Source organism: Pseudomonas sp. BN414 (assembly GCF_029871275.1).
Lineage (GTDB): Bacteria > Pseudomonadota > Gammaproteobacteria > Pseudomonadales > Pseudomonadaceae > Metapseudomonas > Metapseudomonas resinovorans_C.
Genome location: NZ_SSOL01000033.1, coordinates 134,414 through 152,280, shown reverse-complemented (window position 1 = coordinate 152,280; position 17,867 = coordinate 134,414). Strand labels below are relative to the sequence as shown.

General features: G+C 61.8%; 26 protein-coding genes. 6 read left to right on the top strand and 20 right to left on the bottom strand.

The genetic code is table 11. The features are described 5' to 3' along the window. Positions 1 to 3: 3 nt before the first annotated feature. The 18 genes from E8E95_RS05775 to E8E95_RS05690 all read right to left on the bottom strand — a co-directional run bounded on the left by E8E95_RS05775 (position 4) and on the right by E8E95_RS05690 (position 12,455). Positions 4 to 1,407 (bottom strand): S49 family peptidase, encoded by a 1,404-nt coding sequence (locus tag E8E95_RS05775; RefSeq protein ID WP_280348884.1) that lies wholly within the window; start codon positions 1,405 to 1,407, stop codon positions 4 to 6. 45 nt (positions 1,408 to 1,452) lie between these two features. Continuing rightward, positions 1,453 to 2,904 (bottom strand): phage portal protein, encoded by a 1,452-nt coding sequence (locus E8E95_RS05770; RefSeq protein ID WP_280348883.1) that lies wholly within the window; start codon positions 2,902 to 2,904, stop codon positions 1,453 to 1,455. Next, positions 2,904 to 3,134, bottom strand: a complete 231-nt coding sequence (locus E8E95_RS05765) for a hypothetical protein (protein WP_151133187.1) — start codon at positions 3,132 to 3,134, stop codon at positions 2,904 to 2,906. The genes E8E95_RS05770 and E8E95_RS05765 overlap by 1 nt, the downstream gene beginning before the upstream one ends. Continuing rightward, entirely contained in the window at positions 3,134 to 5,242 is a 2,109-nt protein-coding gene (locus E8E95_RS05760) for a terminase gpA endonuclease subunit (RefSeq protein ID WP_280348882.1), read from the bottom strand. Before E8E95_RS05760 ends, E8E95_RS05765 begins: the two co-directional genes overlap by 1 nt. Continuing rightward, a complete protein-coding gene (locus E8E95_RS05755) occupies positions 5,223 to 5,744 on the bottom strand; it encodes a DUF1441 family protein (RefSeq protein ID WP_280348880.1) in 522 nt (173 codons plus the stop codon). The genes E8E95_RS05760 and E8E95_RS05755 overlap by 20 nt, the downstream gene beginning before the upstream one ends. Before the next feature lie 179 nt (positions 5,745 to 5,923). After that, positions 5,924 to 6,295, bottom strand: coding sequence for a hypothetical protein (locus tag E8E95_RS05750; protein ID WP_280348878.1), 372 nt, complete (start codon positions 6,293 to 6,295; stop codon positions 5,924 to 5,926). Positions 6,296 to 6,328: 33 nt separating this feature from the next. After that, positions 6,329 to 6,553, bottom strand: coding sequence for a hypothetical protein (locus E8E95_RS05745; RefSeq protein WP_280348876.1), 225 nt, complete (start codon positions 6,551 to 6,553; stop codon positions 6,329 to 6,331). Positions 6,554 to 6,693: 140 nt separating this feature from the next. Next, positions 6,694 to 7,068 carry an antiterminator Q family protein gene (locus tag E8E95_RS05740; RefSeq protein WP_280348874.1) on the bottom strand — a complete coding sequence of 125 codons (375 nt, stop codon included), beginning with the start codon at positions 7,066 to 7,068 and terminating at the stop codon, positions 6,694 to 6,696. A gap of 10 nt (positions 7,069 to 7,078) precedes the next feature. Then, entirely contained in the window at positions 7,079 to 7,390 is a 312-nt protein-coding gene (locus E8E95_RS05735) for a hypothetical protein (RefSeq protein ID WP_280348872.1), read from the bottom strand. Continuing rightward, positions 7,390 to 7,734, bottom strand: a complete 345-nt coding sequence (locus tag E8E95_RS05730) for a DUF1064 domain-containing protein (protein WP_280348870.1) — start codon at positions 7,732 to 7,734, stop codon at positions 7,390 to 7,392. Before E8E95_RS05730 ends, E8E95_RS05735 begins: the two co-directional genes overlap by 1 nt. Beyond that, entirely contained in the window at positions 7,731 to 8,021 is a 291-nt protein-coding gene (locus E8E95_RS05725) for a hypothetical protein (protein ID WP_280348868.1), read from the bottom strand. Before E8E95_RS05725 ends, E8E95_RS05730 begins: the two co-directional genes overlap by 4 nt. Before the next feature lie 50 nt (positions 8,022 to 8,071). Next, on the bottom strand, positions 8,072 to 9,052 hold the full coding sequence (locus tag E8E95_RS05720; protein ID WP_280348866.1) for a site-specific integrase: 981 nt from the start codon (positions 9,050 to 9,052) through the stop codon (positions 8,072 to 8,074). Then, on the bottom strand, positions 9,049 to 9,408 hold the full coding sequence (locus E8E95_RS05715; protein WP_280348864.1) for a Ref family recombination enhancement nuclease: 360 nt from the start codon (positions 9,406 to 9,408) through the stop codon (positions 9,049 to 9,051). Before E8E95_RS05715 ends, E8E95_RS05720 begins: the two co-directional genes overlap by 4 nt. Further along, complete coding sequence (locus tag E8E95_RS05710) at positions 9,405 to 9,644, bottom strand: hypothetical protein (RefSeq protein ID WP_280348862.1); 240 nt, start codon at positions 9,642 to 9,644, stop codon at positions 9,405 to 9,407. Before E8E95_RS05710 ends, E8E95_RS05715 begins: the two co-directional genes overlap by 4 nt. Next, positions 9,637 to 10,311 carry a replication protein P gene (locus E8E95_RS05705; RefSeq protein WP_280348860.1) on the bottom strand — a complete coding sequence of 225 codons (675 nt, stop codon included), beginning with the start codon at positions 10,309 to 10,311 and terminating at the stop codon, positions 9,637 to 9,639. The genes E8E95_RS05710 and E8E95_RS05705 overlap by 8 nt, the downstream gene beginning before the upstream one ends. Beyond that, positions 10,311 to 11,066: a DnaT-like ssDNA-binding domain-containing protein gene (locus tag E8E95_RS05700; protein ID WP_280348858.1), complete on the bottom strand. Its 756-nt coding sequence runs from the start codon at positions 11,064 to 11,066 to the stop codon at positions 10,311 to 10,313. The genes E8E95_RS05705 and E8E95_RS05700 overlap by 1 nt, the downstream gene beginning before the upstream one ends. Then, entirely contained in the window at positions 11,066 to 11,713 is a 648-nt protein-coding gene (locus tag E8E95_RS05695; RefSeq protein ID WP_280348963.1) for a phage regulatory protein/antirepressor Ant, read from the bottom strand. Before E8E95_RS05695 ends, E8E95_RS05700 begins: the two co-directional genes overlap by 1 nt. A gap of 130 nt (positions 11,714 to 11,843) precedes the next feature. After that, the gene (locus E8E95_RS05690) at positions 11,844 to 12,455 is read right to left on the bottom strand and encodes a hypothetical protein (RefSeq protein ID WP_280348856.1); all 612 of its coding nucleotides are present in this window, start codon (positions 12,453 to 12,455) and stop codon (positions 11,844 to 11,846) included. A 74-nt stretch (positions 12,456 to 12,529) separates the two neighbouring features. Here E8E95_RS05690 and E8E95_RS05685 point away from each other — a divergent pair, with 74 nt between their 5' ends. After that, positions 12,530 to 12,748 (top strand): hypothetical protein, encoded by a 219-nt coding sequence (locus E8E95_RS05685; RefSeq protein WP_280348854.1) that lies wholly within the window; start codon positions 12,530 to 12,532, stop codon positions 12,746 to 12,748. A gap of 100 nt (positions 12,749 to 12,848) precedes the next feature. Here the strand turns inward: E8E95_RS05685 and E8E95_RS05680 are convergent, their stop codons facing one another. Further along, positions 12,849 to 13,127 (bottom strand): YdaS family helix-turn-helix protein, encoded by a 279-nt coding sequence (locus E8E95_RS05680; protein WP_280348852.1) that lies wholly within the window; start codon positions 13,125 to 13,127, stop codon positions 12,849 to 12,851. A gap of 113 nt (positions 13,128 to 13,240) precedes the next feature. On the opposite strand from E8E95_RS05680, the gene E8E95_RS05675 reads away from it, so the two are divergent. From E8E95_RS05675 to E8E95_RS05665, 3 genes are all read left to right on the top strand, one after another. After that, the gene (locus E8E95_RS05675; protein ID WP_280348850.1) at positions 13,241 to 13,897 is read left to right on the top strand and encodes a LexA family transcriptional regulator; all 657 of its coding nucleotides are present in this window, start codon (positions 13,241 to 13,243) and stop codon (positions 13,895 to 13,897) included. A gap of 116 nt (positions 13,898 to 14,013) precedes the next feature. Then, positions 14,014 to 15,195: an XRE family transcriptional regulator gene (locus E8E95_RS05670; protein WP_280348848.1), complete on the top strand. Its 1,182-nt coding sequence runs from the start codon at positions 14,014 to 14,016 to the stop codon at positions 15,193 to 15,195. Beyond that, positions 15,192 to 15,701, top strand: coding sequence for a DUF4411 family protein (locus tag E8E95_RS05665; protein ID WP_280348846.1), 510 nt, complete (start codon positions 15,192 to 15,194; stop codon positions 15,699 to 15,701). Before E8E95_RS05670 ends, E8E95_RS05665 begins: the two co-directional genes overlap by 4 nt. A gap of 192 nt (positions 15,702 to 15,893) precedes the next feature. On the opposite strand, the gene E8E95_RS05660 is transcribed toward E8E95_RS05665, so the two are convergent. After that, a complete protein-coding gene (locus E8E95_RS05660; protein ID WP_280348844.1) occupies positions 15,894 to 16,136 on the bottom strand; it encodes a hypothetical protein in 243 nt (80 codons plus the stop codon). Between the two features lie 123 nt (positions 16,137 to 16,259). On the opposite strand from E8E95_RS05660, the gene E8E95_RS05655 reads away from it, so the two are divergent. Then, entirely contained in the window at positions 16,260 to 16,508 is a 249-nt protein-coding gene (locus tag E8E95_RS05655) for a DUF1654 domain-containing protein (protein WP_280348842.1), read from the top strand. A gap of 315 nt (positions 16,509 to 16,823) precedes the next feature. After that, positions 16,824 to 17,573, top strand: a complete 750-nt coding sequence (locus E8E95_RS05650) for a hypothetical protein (protein ID WP_348532572.1) — start codon at positions 16,824 to 16,826, stop codon at positions 17,571 to 17,573. Positions 17,574 to 17,867 lie beyond the last annotated feature (294 nt).

Genomic DNA, 17,867 nt, shown 5'->3' with positions numbered 1-17,867 from the left:
CTCTTACCTCGCATTGCGCCGCGCGTAGATGGCGGCATAGGGAGAGCTCGAGGCAGTCGCCCCGGCAGGTTTGTCCGCCTTCAGGCGGGAATTCACTTGGTTACCGGTCTTGAGGCGGCTGGCCAGTTCCTGGCGAACCACTTCCACTCCGGTGGAGGCGTTGATGTAACCGGCAGCGAGCTGCGGCAGGCCGGCAGCGGTGCAGAGGTTGCGCACCTCATTGGCTCGCGCGACGGCGGCGGCCATGTGGCTGGCGGTCCACTTCTCGCGGATGGCAGTGGCAGTTACAGAGGCAAGACCGTTGGCCTGGCACTGCTCGGCGATGGCATCGGCGGCCAGCGGCTGGTCGGCTGCTACTACAGCATCGCCTTCGGCCACGGCCTCCTGAGTCTCCTCGACGGCACCCACCACCTCGCTGTCCGGATCAGCCTCGACGGTTCCGGCTGCATCGCCTTCTTCTGCTGGCTCCGCGGGAAGCTCGACTGCGGCGACCTCTTCAGCCTCAACGCTGGCCGCAGCCGCGGCAGCGGCCTGGCGTTTGCGGGTATAGGTGCCGCCCTGCAACTCGACCATCAATTCCCGGAACGTGCCCAGGTGGTCGGCCAGGCCAGCGTCGATAGCGTTCTGGCCGAAGTAGAGCTTGGCGTCGGTAGCCTTCACCGCGTCCAAGCTCAGGCCGCGATAGTTGGCGACGCTGCTGGTGAACATCTCGTAGAGGCGGTCGGACTCGCCCTGCATGAAGGAGCGGGCTTCTTCGCTGAGCGGTTCATTTGGGTTGCCCGCGACCTTCATCGCGCCGGAGTGGATGTAGGTCCACTTCACGCCCTCTCGGGCGTTCTTCTCGGAGACGTCCTTGTGGCCGATGACCACGCCGACACTTCCGACGCCGCCGGTGCGGGTCAACCAGATTTCGGAGCAGGCAGCTGCCAGACCGTAGCCGCCGGAATAGGCATAGTCGTCGACCATGCAGATGATGGTCTTGGTCTTGCGCATCTCGGCCATGCGGTCCGTTAGATCGAACAGCTGAGCGGCCTCACCGCCTGGAGTTTCCAGTCGCATCACGACGTGGGTGATGTTGGCATCGGCTTCGATGTCATCGAAGGCCAGCATCAGGTTCTCGTAGCTGACAGGAGCGGTACCGCAGAGGGGGGCTTCGATTGCGCGAGCAATGAGTGGGCCCGATACCTCGACAACCGCAATGTGGCCAACCTTCTCCAGTACCTGGCGGGGCTCTCCACCATCGCCAGCCTCGACTCCTCCGCGCAGCCAGCCATCAATCAGGGCTTCGGCCATGCCCGGCTCGACCAGCAGCGGGCGGTTGATGACGCGGGAATAGATTTGCGGCACCAGCGGGCCACCCTGGCCGCGACTGAACAGCCGCGCCAGCAGATTGGTCGGTTTCGACATGGGGTGCTCCAGAATGAAGAAGGCCCGCACTGGGCGGGCCTGGGGTTACTCGTCGTCCTTGGTCTTGACGGGGTCGTGGCTGTATTCCAGCCCCATCTCGCGGGCGCGCTGGGTGTCGGCGGCGTTCTGTTCGTCGATCTCCTCGACGTCGTAGCCGCGTTCGGCAGCAGCAGATGCACGCGACCCGAGGCCGCCTTTGATCAGCATCAGTTCGCCCTGGGCGTCCTGCACCGGATGCAGGTAGCGCCAGGCTTGGGGACGCCAATCACAAGCGATGTAGTCGATGCGGCGGGTGGCGTAGTCCGGCGCCTGTAGGCGACCGGCGAGCACAGCGGCATCGATGAAGGCCGTCCACATCCGCTGGCAAAGCTGCGGGATGGTGTACAGCCATTGGTACTGCTCAATGCGACGGCGGTACTCGTTCAGCAGAGCACGAAGGATGCGGTCGTTGACGTTGCGCATGTCCCCGGAGAGCAGTTCATAGGGAATGCCCAGAGATGCGGCCACGCCCATCAGCTGCTGACGCATGAAGTCGCCGTAGCCGCCGCCCTGGTCGCCATCGAAGAGCTGAATCTCCTCGCCTGGCAGCAGAGCCGGGAAGCTTCCGGGTTGCATGTTCACCACGCCGACGCCGCCTTCGTTCTCCAGCGGTTCTCCGGTGAAGGGGTCGAACTTGTAGTCTTCCTCGTCGTACTGCTGGCGTTTGATCACGCCGGTGTAGTCGGCTCGGGTCTTCTTACGGGTGAGCTCGGCGTCGTCGTATTCGTCGAAGTCGCGAGCCTTCACCAGCGCCTGGACAGTCTCCGCCATGCCGCGCACCTGGCCCGGCCGCAGCGGGGCGAAGTGGTGAATAACTTCGCTGGCCGGGATGCGCACCGGCTGGGTGCTGCCCTGGGAGGTATCGCTGGGGTGACGCGGCAACATCCAGTACGCCACCCGGCGACCACTTCGGAACTCCACGCCGGCGACAATTTCGTAGTCCGGGCGCTGTTCGTTGAGGGTATGTGGAACCTGGTCACCTTCGATCAACTGGAACTGGATCGGCAGCGGCATGCCACTATCGAGTCCTAGGTGGTGGATCTTCAGGAACACCTCGCCGGCTTCCTTCCGGGAGCGAACGCCAAGGGCCATGAGGCCATAGGCGTCCAACACACCATCGAAGTCGGCGGCCGGGCAGAATTCTTCTTCCCACAGCTTGTTGGCTGCGGCGGCAAAGGCTTTGTCCTTCGCCTTGGAGCGCGGCTTGATGCCGGTGCCGACCTCGTTGCCGACCCAGTTGCCGATGCCGTTGCTGATCCAGCCGTTATTCCTGGCTGCATCCCGCGAGCGCGCCCGCACGGTAGTGAGTTGGCTGACCACCGAACGGGTGGGGCCGGCGGAGCCCGGTGCCCAGCTTTTCAAACGCGGGCCGGTGCTGGCGGCGTCGTAGTTCGCCTGGGGCGTCAGAGGGCTCCCGTCGATCTGGAAGCCGCGACTCTTGAGGGTTTCGAATTCCATCAGAACCCCCTGGAGTGACGGAGACGGTAGCCGCGGATTCGTTTGCCCTGCCCTGCAGCAATGATCTCGGCGCGCATGGTGTCGCGCAGAGCAATGAGTTGGGGCAGCTCGGCGGTTGCATAGCGGGTGGTGTCGTTCGGCCCGAAACGGACCTCGACCACGCGCTCACCTCGAGCAAGGTCGACAATGGCCTGCTCGACCTGATCGAGTTGAGCTTGGGTGTATGCCATCAGCGGGATACCTGCATTCGCACCCGGCGGGTGGCGGTTTTCTTGATTGGTTGATTGGCTGCCTCGACCGGCTTGGGCATGACCACGGAGACTTCGGCGACCTGGTGCACGTGCGGGTTCTCATCCCAACCCCGGGCGAAAGGCTTGGGCCGCTCCCAGTCCATCTGCTCGATGCCGAGCTTGATGGCGCCGGCGCGGGCGTAGCAGAACAGGTCAAAGGCCTCGTTGGCACCTTTGCTGGGCTTCTCCCAGCCGCGCTGCGTGCGCACCTCGAAGGTGAGTTCCTCGAACCACCATTCCCCGATCCATTCCGGGAGGTGAACATAGCCAGGACCTGGCTTATCCCGCTGCAGGTCGTTGTTCACGGCGTCCTTCAGCAGATTGGTGTTCAGCATCCAGACCGGGATCTCGCCCCGGGCTTTCGCCTTGCGGTCCTTCCGCTCGCTGTCGGGGTAGCTCTCTCGCAGCCGCGGCGCGTTGGGCTGGCTGCCACCCTTGATCAGCATGAACTGGCGATGCAGGCCGCGGCGCTTCAGCTTCCGGTAGAAGTCATAAGCCTTCTCCGTCACACCAGCCTTACCGCCCGAGTCGCAGACCACCAGGGCCGGCAACATCGCTCGCCCGCTCCCATCAGAGAGCGGGTAGGCCTTCTGCATTACGTCGGTGACCAGGGCCTCCCAGTCCTCGAGGTAGGCAGCTGGATCGATCGGCAACTCGTCTCCATCCGGGCCGACGCGTCGGCTGTTCCGGATGTTGTAGCGATCGACCAGCCATTCTTCTCCGCCAACGCCATAACCGTGGACCTGAACCACGAAGCGCGGCTTGCCACCGGCCTGGACGTCCACCGAGGTGACCAGGAACCGGACGCCCTCGGGTACCTGGTGCTTGATCACCTCTTCGCGGCGATCAATCAGCACATCAGCCGAACGGACTGCCTCGGAGCGCTGCGGCATGTACGGCGCGCCCTGGTCCAGGTTCGTCGTGCCTTTCAGCTTGGTCTCGTCACCGGTGGTGACGTAGGCGTGCACGCCCTCCAGGTAACGGAGGCAAATCGACTCCCAGCTCTGGAACGCGGCAGGCATGCCGCCCAACCAGAAGCTGGCGATCTTGCTCTGGCGAGCTGTACCGCTCACCTCGCCATGCCGGTTCACCTGCTGGCCTTCAATAAGCCAGAGGCCCGAGCGATTCATCTGCCGCTTGTACTTCTCGCTGATCATGTCCCCGCAGTGGGTGCAGCAGAAGAAGGCGCTCTTCGCGGCGAGCGCCATCAGATCAGCACTGCGGATCGTCTCCTTCAGCTCTTCGAAGGGCGGCAAGGCGAAACACGAGACGCCGGGTGTCGGCTCGCTGAACTCACGACAGCTGGGGCACTGCCAGTACCAGCGGCGCCGGTCACCGGTGTTGTACAGGCCGACGATCCCGGTGCAGGGCGGCGCCTCGTGAGGCGTCTGCTTGCGCCAAGTTGGATCGGTGATCTCGCGCCCGGGAGACGACTCCGCGCAGCACATGCCGCGCGACTTGAAAGTCTGAGTCCGCTTCAGCGCCAGAGCCCAGAGACTGCCCTCCCCTTCGATGTCGTCCGGGATGCGGTCGTAATCGGTGATGTCGACCCAGCGGATCGACTTCGACGAGACCTGGGACACTGCCGGCCAACCGATCTTGAGTATCTGGCCGGTCTTGAAGAACTTGTCGTAGACGTTGTCATCGGCACGGCCGGTGGACAGTCTTGCCTTGATTTTCTCGCTGTAACGGATTGCTCGATCGATACGAGCCCGAGAGAAGTCCCGGGCGGCCTCCTGGCTCATCTGCACGATTAGGGCATCGCCGGGATCGCACATGACGGTGTAGGCCATGCCGCCGTCGATGAGAGCCTGGGTCTTCAGCGACCGCGCGGGGCCGACGAAGACCACGCCCTCGAAGCGCCTACTAGCCTTGAGGTCCATTGGCTCGCGCATGTAGGGCGCGACATCAAGGGTGAACTTGCCCTGGTATCCACCTGGCTCGTTCAGGACTAGGTAGTCCTGCGCGGCCTGGCTCACCGAGATCCGCTGCGGAGGCCGAATCAACTCGGCGATGTTGCGAACGATGTCAGCTGGATTCGCATGCATCGTCGTTCTGTTCCATGTTGCCGCAGACCTCCAGCAACTGCTGATAGAGGCCTTCGCGGATGTTGTCGATCACTTCGATGGTGCGCTCCACCTCAGCGGCACCGAGAGCGCAGTCGTTCTCCAGCACGTCGGGGATGGAGTCCAGTCCCTGGGAGAGCGCCTTGAAGGCGGTGGCCACCACCTGCTCAACCTCGGGAGCCGGAATGCTGATGCGCTGCTCGGACTCCCATCTGATCTTTTCGCGCTCGGCTCGGTAGTGATCGAGGCGATCCTTCGGCGGCAGTTCGTCCGGATCATGGCCGAGGGACTGGGCGGCGGATTGCGGTCCCATCACGGCAATGGCCACGTCCCGAAGACGCCAGGCGGGATGGCCGTTGGTTTCGCCTGCCGGCGGGATTCCCTCCAGTCGTTTCTTCACCGTCCGGCGATCGATACCGAACTCTTCAGCCAGTGCATTGATGGACCACAATCGCGCCCCGGAATGTACAAGGGTCGCAACCATGCTGACTCCTACGCAGCCCAGTAACGGCGCGGCTTTGAGCCATGCGGCGAGAGGGGGTGTGGTGGAGCATTAGAAAATCGAAAAATTGTCTGTCACCGCGCGGCTCGACGCCTTCCCCGCGGTAGGGGGTGGGGTGCCAGGGTCCCCCGCCATCGCACCGGCATGGTGCAAGCAGCGGATCATTTGCCTGCCGCCTCGCGTATCTCTTTCACCATGTCGGTGATGGCAGTGTCGCGGCGCTTCTCGGCGTAGATGAACCAGGCTCGGACCAGCACCCAAGCAGGTAGGCCGCACGTGAAGTGCAAGCTGGCCAGAGCCAGCGAACCGTAGAAGCTGGCAGCCCACTCGTGCAGGCCGTAGTGCTGGATCACCGCAGCGCCGCCGCCAATGGATACGACGACAGTCGAGATCAGGGCGACAGCCCACTCACGCGAGCTGCGCGGACGGGTCATGATCATCACGACAGCAACAGCGAGCGGCACACCCAGCACCAGGCCCAGCAGCTTGGACAGGGCAAAGCCGCCAGCGGCAGTGGTAGCCGGCTCGGTCATAGGTTGAATCCTCAAGAGCACCTCCGGAGCTGATCACAGCTCGGGCAATGCAGAAAGAAAAAACCCACCATGCGGCGGGTGGGAGTTAGCCCTGCGGTCAGCAGAGCTGGCGCTAAGCCCGATCACCCGGATCGGCAGGAACCGCAGTAGATCGCGATTGCGCCAGTAGTCGTCCGGGTGAATCAGGATGCTGTCGAGTGCCTTGCCCTGGCGTTCGGCGTGGTAGTACCAACGGCGAATCCGCGCTTCCAGAGTCATGGCAACTCCAAATAAAAAGCCCGGCTCAATGGCCGGGCTTGGTGTAGTACTGCGAGTCGCCTAAGCGGCAAAACCGCAAGATGACTCAAACTGTACGACCGAAAATAATCACTGTCAATATATCCAGGCTGGATATTTATTCAGGCCGCTTGCAAGGCCTGCATGTGGAAGCAGGCAGAGATGGCCGACAACCCGGCCCGGACCAACATCCTGGCGTCCGCGTAGCTCCTCCCCATCTGCTGCCCCACCTCCCGATAGGTCAGCCCGTGGACGAAGTACAGCGTCATGCTGCGCACTGCGTCTGGGTCGCCCTTCACCAGGCCTGCCAAGAATGAGTCCACCTGCAGCGCGCGATCATCACTGATCGCCGGCGTCACTGTGCTATAGCGCTTCTGGTTGGCCGGGTTGCGCAGCATCAGGGCGAGCAAGGGTGAAGAGCAGCGCGGCGTCCCGTTGTCACGCCAAACCCAAAGCCCGTACTGCTCCATCAGAAACTCGGTCGCTTCGATCTTCATGGCTTCCCCCTCAATCCCCTGTGTAATGTGATCCGCCAGCCCCGCGGCGGTTATTGCGTCCCGCGTAGTCATCACCCGGCCCGGCCAGCGGCCAAAGCCCAGCTTTCTCTAGCGCCGCCTGCATCATCCGGCGCTCGCTGCCCGACATAGCCAGGCGTAGACGGAGTTGCTGAACCAGCGCCGGGTACTCCAGCGGCTGGCCATCGGGAGTGACAAACCCGCCGCCGTTGCAGCCGGCGCACTCCATCCGATGGAAAACCCCCAGGAATGAACCCTTCCCCATGCAGATCTCGCAGCGCTCCAGCTTCTGCATGGCAAACATCAGAACTCCTCCATTTCCCAGCCGGCACCGCGCTTGCCCTTGGTGATACCGAGGAAGCGGAACGGGTACTGATCGGCAGCGACCTTGGTCTTCACCCGGGCATCGTCGGTCCAGAACCCCTTCACCTCGTGCACCTCAAGCTCGCTGGCCGCGTTCATCACGAAGAAGTCGGCGGTGTAGAAGGTCTTGTCCGCCAGGCGCAGCTTCACCCCCTCGAAGCGGTACCAGAGGATTTCCCCAGCAGCCATTCGCCGAGCCAGCAGGCGGTCGTACTCGGCCTCGGTCTTGTTCATCGCGCCGGCCTTCAGCCTCCCCAGGGCCTGGTACTTACGCATCGACGTCATGACTGGTCACCCATCAAGCCGCGCGGGACATCCTGCTTGTCCTTCCAGCACGACCCTTCGGATATCTGATAGGTCACGTGCATGCAGGCCGTGACCCGCATCAGATGACGGCCGCAGACGCCAGATACGTCCGTGAGCCCGAGAGCGTCATTGCTGGGGATGAAGTGGATGCAGTCACCGCAGCGCCGATCGTCGGCATCGAACACCTTCGTTCCGCACTCAACGCACCAGGAGCCCTTCTCCCCTGCCCTGCCTTGGGTGACGTAGCCGCCGCATTTACACCCCATTTCATCTACCTCATTTAGAAAGTTAAATTTCGGCTACAGACCGCGCCGCACTAGGCCGTAACGGCAGTCGAGGAAAAGCTTATTTCGGCACTTTTCAGCCCGTGGGCCTCGGCAAAACCACGTTCGTCGAGGTAGGCATGCCAGGCCTCCAGCCCCTTGCGCCGGGCCTGGTCGATGCCGGTCTTGATGTAGGTGCTGGCCAACTTGCCCATGGAGTGGTTGAGCATCAGTTCGCCCACCAGGAAGTCGATGCCGAGTTCCGCCCAGACAGTGCGGGCCAGCTTGCGCAGGTCGTGGCTCTTCCACTGGCGCTGGCTCATGGTGCGGAACAGGGCAGAGGCCTGAGCGGTGGACAGTTGGGCGCCGCCAGCCATGGCGAACACCCACGGGCTGTTGCGGCGAACCGGGTGCTGCAGTTCGCGGTAGCGGGTCAGCAACGCGCACACCTGGTCGGTCAGCGGCACCACCAGTTCCTGGCCGGTCTTGGTGTTCTGCGCCGGGATGATCCACACCCGCTCCGGCAGGCTGATGTGTTGCCACTGCGCCAGGCAGGTTTCCCCGATGCGGGTACCGTGGGCCAGCATCATCAGCGCCAGCATGCCGGCCACCGGGTCCTGCTCCAGGGTCTGGCAGATGTGCGGCAGCAGGGTCGGGATGGCCACCGGCAGCAGGCCGGCCGGGCGCGGCGGCAGGTTGCCGGTCCAGAAGTCCTTCCAGCTCACGGCCGACAGTGGATTTACCTCGATCCGCCCTTGCTTCTCGGCCAGCGCCAGCGACTGCTGCAAGCCCTGCAGGGCCTTGTGCGCAGTGTGCGGCGAGTGGGTCTGCTGCATCGGCCAGACCAGCTTGTCGTCCACCACGGCGCGGCTCAGTTGCTTCAGCTTCACACCACCCAAACGGGGGATCAGGTGCCGCTTGGCCAGACTGGCCATGGTGCGGCGGTAGCTGGTCGACACGGTACGGTTCTGCTCGATGCGACTGACCCACCAGGTGATCACCTGGCCGACGGTCTTGAAGGAGTCGCGGCTCATGCCTCGATGCCCTCCCCGTCGTGCCAGGCCAGGAAACCAGCCGGGATGTCGTGGCCGTCCTCGGTCAGGATCTGCATGCAGCGCTCGAGCAACTCGCGCTGGGTGCCGAAGCGCTGCTCGAAGCGGGCCTTGTTGTGATGGAAGGCCACGCCTTCCCCGCCGGTCTGGTGGTGCGCGGCGCACAGCGGCAGCACGTTCCAGTGCGCGTGCGGCTTCGACCGGCCGTCGATGTGGTGGATGCTGCAGAAGTCGTTGAACTCGCCGGTGTCGACGCGGCAGGCGATGCAGCCAACGCCGTTGACCAGCATGTGGTGCCAGTCCTTCTGCGCCTGGGTAACGTTGCGACCCTGCATCATGCCGATACCCCGCTGGTCGCCTTGTCGGCCTGAATCAGCAGGTACGCCTCCTGCTCGCCCCCCAAATAGGCGAATGGCGCCTCGTCCTGAGGACGGATGATGGCCACGCCCTTGGCGAATCCGCCCGCGAGCGAGCGGCAAGGCAGCACCAGGTAGCCACACGCGGTTTCCCAATGACCCAGCAACTGGTGGCCGTTGGCGTCACGAACGGGACGGATACGAATCTGGTCAGCCACGGCGACCTCCAATGCGATTGCGGATTGCGGCGAGGGCGTCATTGCCCACTTCAGGGGTGCTGCTGGGCTTCGAGGGCAGCGCAGCAACCGGAACCGCGGGCAGCTGCTCGCCGCGCGCTAGGGCTCGACGGATCAGGACGTACTTCTGCTCCAGCAGAGCCAAACCATCAGAGCGGCCGAGTTGCTGCAGGGTGCTGAAGCCAGCGCGGGCGGCGGCGTGGTACACAGCCTGGCAACTCCAGCGCGCTACGCCCGCCATGCTCGGATGGGTTTTCGCCAGTGCCTCGGCGTAGGCATCTTCCAGCGAGGGCAGACCCAGGGCCTGGGGAGTCGGCTGGCACCAGGTGACGAACTTGCCCGGGGCCGGCACGAAGTCGCTCGGCTCGCCACGAAGCGCCTGCAGGCCGAACGCGATCTGGCTGTCCCAATCGGTGATGCCAGCTTCCAGGAAGGCAGTGATCCAGGTCTTCTTCGAAGCCTCGAGCACCTCAGTCGACGGCCAGGCCTGACGCCATGCCGGTCGAGCGGTGCGGATCTCGCGGAACAGTCGATTGATCAACTCCTCGACGGCCGTGCGGGCTTCGGCGGAAAGGGTGCTCAGGTCGGGTACCATCGGCACCATTGGACGGCCTGCTACGCGGGTGACGACGTCTTGAACGCGGTCCATCAGTGCGTACTCCCGGCGAGCCAACCATTGGTTTCGAAGTCGACTTCGCTCGCACCTGGTTTCGCAGCGCGCAGCGGCGTGACCTTCCCGGCGGCATGGGCCTTGTCGCGGAGGCGCCAGGTGACAAGGGAAGCCAGCCACTCGTCTTCGGTCTTTGCCACATGGCTCGCGTGGTGGTGGATCACGAAGGTGGCGATACCCTCGGCAGCGAAGGCGTCCATGGTGAGCCCAGCTCTGAACGCCATTGCCTTGAGCTTTCGCTCTTCGGGGGTCCACTCCAGGAACATCTCGAAGGGGGCGCCATCGACAACAGGCTCGCGCGCATCAGAGAGAGAGTTCTTACTCTTCTCTTCTCTGGTCACGCTGTCGTCACGCTCAGGGCGTGACAGTTGTCCCTTTGGGGGCGTGACACCTGCCCGCTTCTTCTGCTGACGATTCTTCGCCAGACCGCGTGCCTTGGCGGTTTCGCCGTTGTGGCGGTCGAAGTTCGGGAACTCGATTCCGTCGTCGCCCAGCACCAGCCAGCCGACCGACACAAGCGCCTGAGCGAACCCGTCACACTGCACGTAACGGTCAATCCACTTTCCTGTCACGCCATCAGCGTGACCGTCGCGTGACTGCTTGTCGGCCCAACTCCACAGATGGTGCAGGCGACCCACCACGGAGAACTCATCCATACCCAGGCGATCCGCCATGCAAATTACGGCCGGGTCGTCAGCCAGGGCGGTGCGCATCTTGATCCAGTCACCAGCCATCACAGCACCCCCTGCGCGATCTTCTGCGCCAGCACGGACAGGCCCTTGGCGGTGATACGGAACTGCGAGGCGCAGCGCTCGTCGCCTTCGTCAGTGGTGCCGATGACGGTGACCTTGTTCTTCACCAGGCCGGCCTCGAGGCGGGGCTGGTAGGCGATCCAGGGCCTGGTACCGGCGCGGCGGTACATCCAGCGGTTCTGCTGGAGCCAGTCCATCAGGCGATGGCGCGAGATGCCCAGGTGCTTGGCAGCGTCGGTGAGGCACAGGGTTCCGGCCGCGCCCTGCAGGCGCTCCAGCGCGGCGACCTTCGGCGCCTGTTCGGCGATCTGCTCGGCCAGGTCGGCGGCGAGGCGCAGCGCCTCGGGCAGGGACTGAGGCGTGGCGATCGTGCCGATGGTGCGGCCCTCGAGCTCATGCAGCCGACGGATTACCCGATGGCGCAGCGGGATGCTGTAGCCGGTGATAAGCGTCTCGGTCAGCTCGCGGTTGAGGTGGATATTGCTGGTGTATCCGCGGGAGTCCAGGTCCATCAGGGCATGGCTCACATCTGAGCCATCTTTCACGAGGGCCTCCAGCATCTCGCGAATGTCACGGATGACGTTCTTGTGCTGCTTGCCCGTCAGTTCGGCGATCTCGCGGGAACTCATGGTTGCTTGCGCCACGTTTTGCGATTCGGGAAAACGTGGCGCGGGATTGATGGTGGTGCTCTGCATGTGCATACTGCCTCCTGTGTCCAAAGCCCCGGTTCTGAGTCCCCACTCCGCCGGGGCTTTGTTGTTAATGCGTGGTCAAAACTGCGCCGGCACTCTTGGCTTCACGGACCATGCGGCTCTCCAGCTCATGAGCGCGCGCGATCATCGATCGAAGCTCGTGAATCGCCCCTGGCAACTCAGCAGCGTCATTCGCATCTACTTGGCCATCGGCCAGGATGGCGCTGCAGGCCTCGACAGCTCCGCCGATGTGCTTCACCAGGCGACCGAACGAAGTGGCTGGGCAGAACTCACCATCCTGCGAGCGCGCCCCGGTCAGGCCGTAACGGGAGGCGAGCTCATTGATGCAGCGGTCGCGCCATTCCGGCTCCAGCGCTGCCACCCAGCCCTCCTCCATCCAGCAGGGCATTTCCTGCTCGCCGCTCAGAAGGCGCTGTACACGCTTCAGCCAGCGGCCAGTGGCCTTGATGAACTCGCCGGTGTCGTTGCGCAGCAGGTCGGATTCGAAATCCGGCACGCGCTCGACGTCGGCGGTGGAGTGGCACTTCTGGTGGAGGGTTCGGCTCAGCGCCTGGGCGAAGTCGTCCTGGCTCAGGCTCGTGCGGGCGATCTGCTCCTGGGCATAGGCGCGCAGGACCTGATCACGGGTGTTGGTGCGTCTTGGATTGGACGTGTTCACGTTGCGCTCCTGGTCCTACTCTGGCCCCCATCGAAGGAGGCCCTGTTGTCGGGGCCAGCGGAAGGAGTCACCCCATGCGCCAGCCATCTATCCATCATCTGCAAGGCCAAGTCCTGGCCCTGCAGGCCCAACTCAACGCCCTGCTCTTCTCGTTGACTCCAGCAATGCGGAAGGCAGTGGCGGCTCATCTACAGCAGCAGGCCGACCTGGCCCGCGTAGAAATCATCAGCACCGACTGGGATGGCCCCGTGATGCGTGCCTTCGAGGTTCAGCTCGAGGGGTTGTCGTCGTGATCGGGCTTCTCGTGTTCTGCCAACTCCTCGCGAGCCTCATGGACTTCATCGAGCAACGACTTCAGGTGGATCTCGACCAGCTGCAAGCGGTCGTCGAGCGTCAAATGGCTGGAGCACTGATCCGATGCTTCCCGCCCTCCATGGCCGCCGCCTTTGGGGCTGGCGTGCCGCGCAAGTACGCCCAGTCAACGTCTGGCCGCAGCTCTTCGCAGGTCACGGCACGGTTGGACTCTCGCTCGATGTTGATGGACAGCCCCTCACCAGCACGGCGCTTGGCGTAAGCGACCTGCTTGATTTGGCCGACGGTGGTGGCGCAGGCGGTTGCAAAGGACTCGAGCTGGTCCTTGGTCATGCCCTTGATGAAGTCGCGCAGTTGCATAAGTGCCCTCCTGTCGAGAGCAGATTAGCAATTGCTAATTGGAGCAGCAATAGCATTCCGTAATTTACTGTTTGCTAACCGGAAATCACTATTGGGAAATGGACATTCGAATCATGCGCATCGCAGCTCTCAAGGAGCTGATCGGCTCAAGCACCCTCAAGGAGTTTGCTGAAAAGCACGACCTTGACCCCTCATACCTGTCCCAGGTCTTGAATGGACATAGGAGCCTTGGTGAGAAAGCCGCCAAGAAAATGGAAGACAAGATCGGCTGTCCCGGCCGCCTGGTCTCTCCAGTCGTGCGCGAAGAAACCGTCGAGACAGTCGCGCGGGACTACTACAGCAGCTTAGGCCCAGCATCCCAACCTACGCGCTACTACCGGTACGCGGTGGTCAGCAGCGTGGTTGCTGGCGGATGGGGTGAAGCCATCCAACCCTATGAGCCTGGCGCCGAAGATCGTGCAGAACTGACCGACTACAAGGCCAAGGGGCCGGCCTTCTGGCTGGAAGTGGAAGGCGACTCCATGACCTCCCCCACGCCGCCCAGCATCGCCGAGGGAATGCTGATCCTAGTGGACACCGGCATCGAGGCGCAGCCCGGGAACCTGGTGGTGGCCAAGCTGGAGGGTGACGAGAAAGCCACCTTCAAGAAGCTGGTCAGCGATGCCGGCCAGCTCTACCTGAAGCCCTTGAATCCCTCCTATCCGATAATCCCGATCAACGGGAACTGCCGGATTATTGGGGTGGTGAAAGAAGCGAAGATGAAGCTCTAGTTGGCATGTAAGGGATTGCATCACAAGCGTAAGAGAGGCACCTTGCGCGCCTCCTTATCAAGGCGCACGCTCAGTACATCCGAGGATGGATGGCAGCTCAATAGATCACTACGACCATGGAACAAGTTAACCCAGCAGTTATTGTGTGGGCTCGAGAGACTGCCGGCCTAAGCCCAGAAGAGGCCGGAAAAGCCCTTAGCTTGGGAGGTAAACGCCTGTCCGGTGCAGAAGCATTGCTGCAGTATGAGACCGGCGCGAAGGCCCCCACACGACCGCTTCTGCTCAAAATGGCGAAGACCTATCATCGGCCCTTGCTGACTTTCTACCTTGCCCAGCCGCCAAGAATAGGTGACCGCGGGGAGGACTTTAGAACCCTACCCGAAGAGCGCAGAGTTGAGGACAAGGGAACGCTTGACGCATTGGTCCGAGATCTTTATGTGCGGCAGCGCTTGGTGAGTGAGGCCCTTGAGGATGCTGAAGAGGCCGATCCGCGCGGATACGTTGGTGCGCTTTCCATCGACCTCCCAATAGAAAGCTTCGCCCAGAAAGTTGTAGAAATTCTTGGATTTGACCTTGGCGCCTTCCGACAAAAGCGCACCATTGAAGATTCATTCACTTATGCCAGAGGTCTGGCAGAACGCGCCGGTGTATTCGTTCTTCTGACTGGAAACTTGGGAAGTCACCATTCCAATGTCAGTACGGAAGTGTTCCGCGGCTTCGCCCTGTCTGACAAAATCGCGCCCTTCATTGCAATCAATGACCAAGACGCTAAGTCTGCATGGACTTTCACGCTCCTTCATGAGATGGCTCATATTTGCCTGGGCGAGAGCGGGATTAGTGGATCTTATGCAGAGCAAAGAACTGAGAAGTACTGCAACGACATTGCCAGCCAGATACTACTCCCAAAGCAAGAGCTAGCCAATTTCGAACCAAGAGCCAAAGACCTTGAAGAGTTCGTTGTTTTGGTTGGTGATTTTGCGCGCCAACGAAAAATAAGTAGCGCCATGGTCACTTACAGGCTTTGGCAGAAAGGATCTATCTCCAAGGAAAACTGGCAGCAGGCCACGGAAAGATTCAGGGAGTTGTGGAAGGCTGACAAAGACCAGCAGAAATTGAAGCAGAAGAGCGCCGGGAAAACAGGTCCGGACTATTACACAGTGAAGCGACACAAGGCAGGGGCCGCTTTGGTGAACTTGGTTAGAAGAGGCGTGGATGAGGGAGTTCTCACCCCGACCAAAGCAGGAAGAGTGCTCGGTGTTAGCCCAGGGAATGTAGCTAGCATGGTGGGCACCCGATGACTCAGACAATTTACCTGCTAGACGCCAACGTCCTCATCAACGCCCATAACAAGTACTACCCGGTCGACATGGTGCCGGAGTTTTGGGACTGGCTAATTCATGCTGGAGAGTACGGCCTCATCAAGATGCCAATTGAGACCTTCGAAGAGGTACGCGGAGGCCAGGAGGACTTGCTCACCAAATGGATGAAGAAGCCAGAGGTGGAGAAAGCGCTGATCTTGAATGAAAGCCCTGATATATCAGCTGTTCGCTATATTTTGGACGCTGGCTACGCGCCTGACCTGACTGATACCGAGATCGAGCAGGTTGGGCGAGACCCCTTTCTCGTTGCTTATGGGGTAATTGACCCAGAAAATCGCGTAGTCGTGACAGAAGAAGTATCCAAGCCGAGTAAAAAGAGAGCGAACCGGAAGGTTCCGGACGTATGTGTTGACGTTGGAGTTTCACACTGCAATACGTTTCTTCTATTGAGAAAGCTGGGATTCACAACTGGATGGAATCGATAGGCACTCTAGGGGAAAGATTTGACTCATCCATCCTCTCCCTCTGACAGTCTCAGCAGGATTTTCCGATAGAGTCAGGCCGGGGCCCTGCCCTAACCTTGACCTCGGAAAACCCAGCAAGGAAGCAGGGAGAGACGCTGAAGGATCGTCCCGCCGACAAACGCCCGCCTCGCGCGGGCTTTGTCGTTTCTGGGCTCAGCCCATCCGCGCCAGCTCTCGCTTCACCAGGCTCTGGTACTCCGGCGGGTTGAGCGCATCGATCTGCTCGGCAGCCCAGTCCTGCCACTTTCCTTTACGCCTGTCCTTCTCCAACCAGATCTTCCCGGCCTCCCCTTTCGCACGCTCCAGGTTCAGCTGCCAGAACTCAAACAGGCGGGACTTCTCGTCTTCAATGACCTGGCGGTCATCCTTGGGCATGTTGGCAAGGTTCAGGGACATGGCGATCTCCAGGGCGAATGTGCGCAAGAAGTTTACAGGTGAAGTTCGGCTTGGTCAGGGAACTCTTGAACCTGAGAACCTCCACAAATACTGTATTGATATACAGCACAAGGAGGAACCCCCATGGAAGCGCATTCCCTTGACCATCAATCCGCCAAAACCTACGCCGCCCTCACCCGCCGCATCCACGCCGCAGTCCACTCTCGGCTCGCCCAAGCTGAGCACCAGGTGGTCATCAGACGCGAGCCCCACGAATCACAGAGCGACTGGGACCGCCTCATTGAGGAGATCCGGGACGCCGAAGTTGTGACCATCACGCCACGACCAGACGGAAGCGCCCACCTAGCCTGGTACGTCGAGAACGAGCTCTAACCTCCCCCTCCCCAAAGCCCGCCCACGAGCGGGCTTTCTTTTCCCCCTCGAAAGTAAATTTAGCATTTGCTATTGACCACTCAAATTAGCGTTTGCTAATTTGCATTCAACGGACGGGGGATCGACTCCCCCGGACAGTGAAAGGGCCGAGAGGCCTGGGGCAACCCGAACGCTCTTTAACAAACCAGCGAATACCGAACACACCGCTGCCCAGCACCGGCGACCGGCGTTCGATCCAGAGGCCAACTGAGGGGCTGAAGGGGAGACGAGGCCATACCGAACCGTGCGAATGACCCGGAGCAGCAGCGGCAAAGCGTGATCAGCCAGTCGCCGATCGCGAGCAATGCATCACTGATGCGCCTTGGCGACAGGGCGCATTGGGATGCACACCAACCGAATCACCTTGAGGGAACGGCAATGCCAAACCATGTCACAACCGAAATTAAGGCAACCCCAGAGGTGATTGCCTGGATGCTCAACGAGGAAGGACGCATCGACTTCAGCAAGATCATCCCGTTTGCCGGGGAATTCCCCTGGAACGGCATTTCCTGCGATGCGGAAACACTAGCCGATGTCGTGCGGCGCAAGCCTCTGGATGAGCATCCGCTGATCGCCTCGCTGGAAGCGGGCAATCGTGATCGCACGACCCTCGATCAACTCTCCGATGAGAGCTTTGAACAGTTCGTGCAGATGCTTCGCAACCACCGCTCCACCGGCTACCTGCACAACATGGAGTTCGCCAGAGCTAAATGGGGAACCAAGTGGAATGCCTATGACCAGACGGTGGATCAGGAAGCCGGAACAGCGCGATTCGATACGGCCTGGTCCTTTCCGGAGCCGATCCTGCTGAAGGTATCCGAGCAGTTCCCAGACGCAACAATCGAGATTCGCTATGCCGACGAAGACACCGGCAGCAACTGCGGAAGTGTGACCTTCCTGGGTGGCAAGGCGACCACTCGCGACGAAGCGCCTCGCTGGGCCGACATGAGTGAAGTGGAACAGAAGAAGTGGACAGCCTTCGCCTACGAGGTGAAGCGCTGGCAGCCTGACCCTGACGAAGAGTAACCCCGCGGTAACGACACGGGGCGCCACCGCGCAACGCATGACGCCGAGCGCAGCAACGAGCAGGTGGGCCTCGCCTGGGCACCAGGGGCAACGATTTATGGGCAGCGGCGTGGAAGCAGACACGCAGCGCAACGTGGCTCCGAGCGCACTCAGAAAACCGGAGGTCGCAGTTGCCAGGGGATAAGGCCTCTGGCTGAAAAATAATCGGCGGGCCAACACGGATGCGACCGTGCCGCAGAGAGCAAGGCTGTATCGGCCCCAGTGCGGGTGTCCGTTGGCCTGGAGATAGCGGGA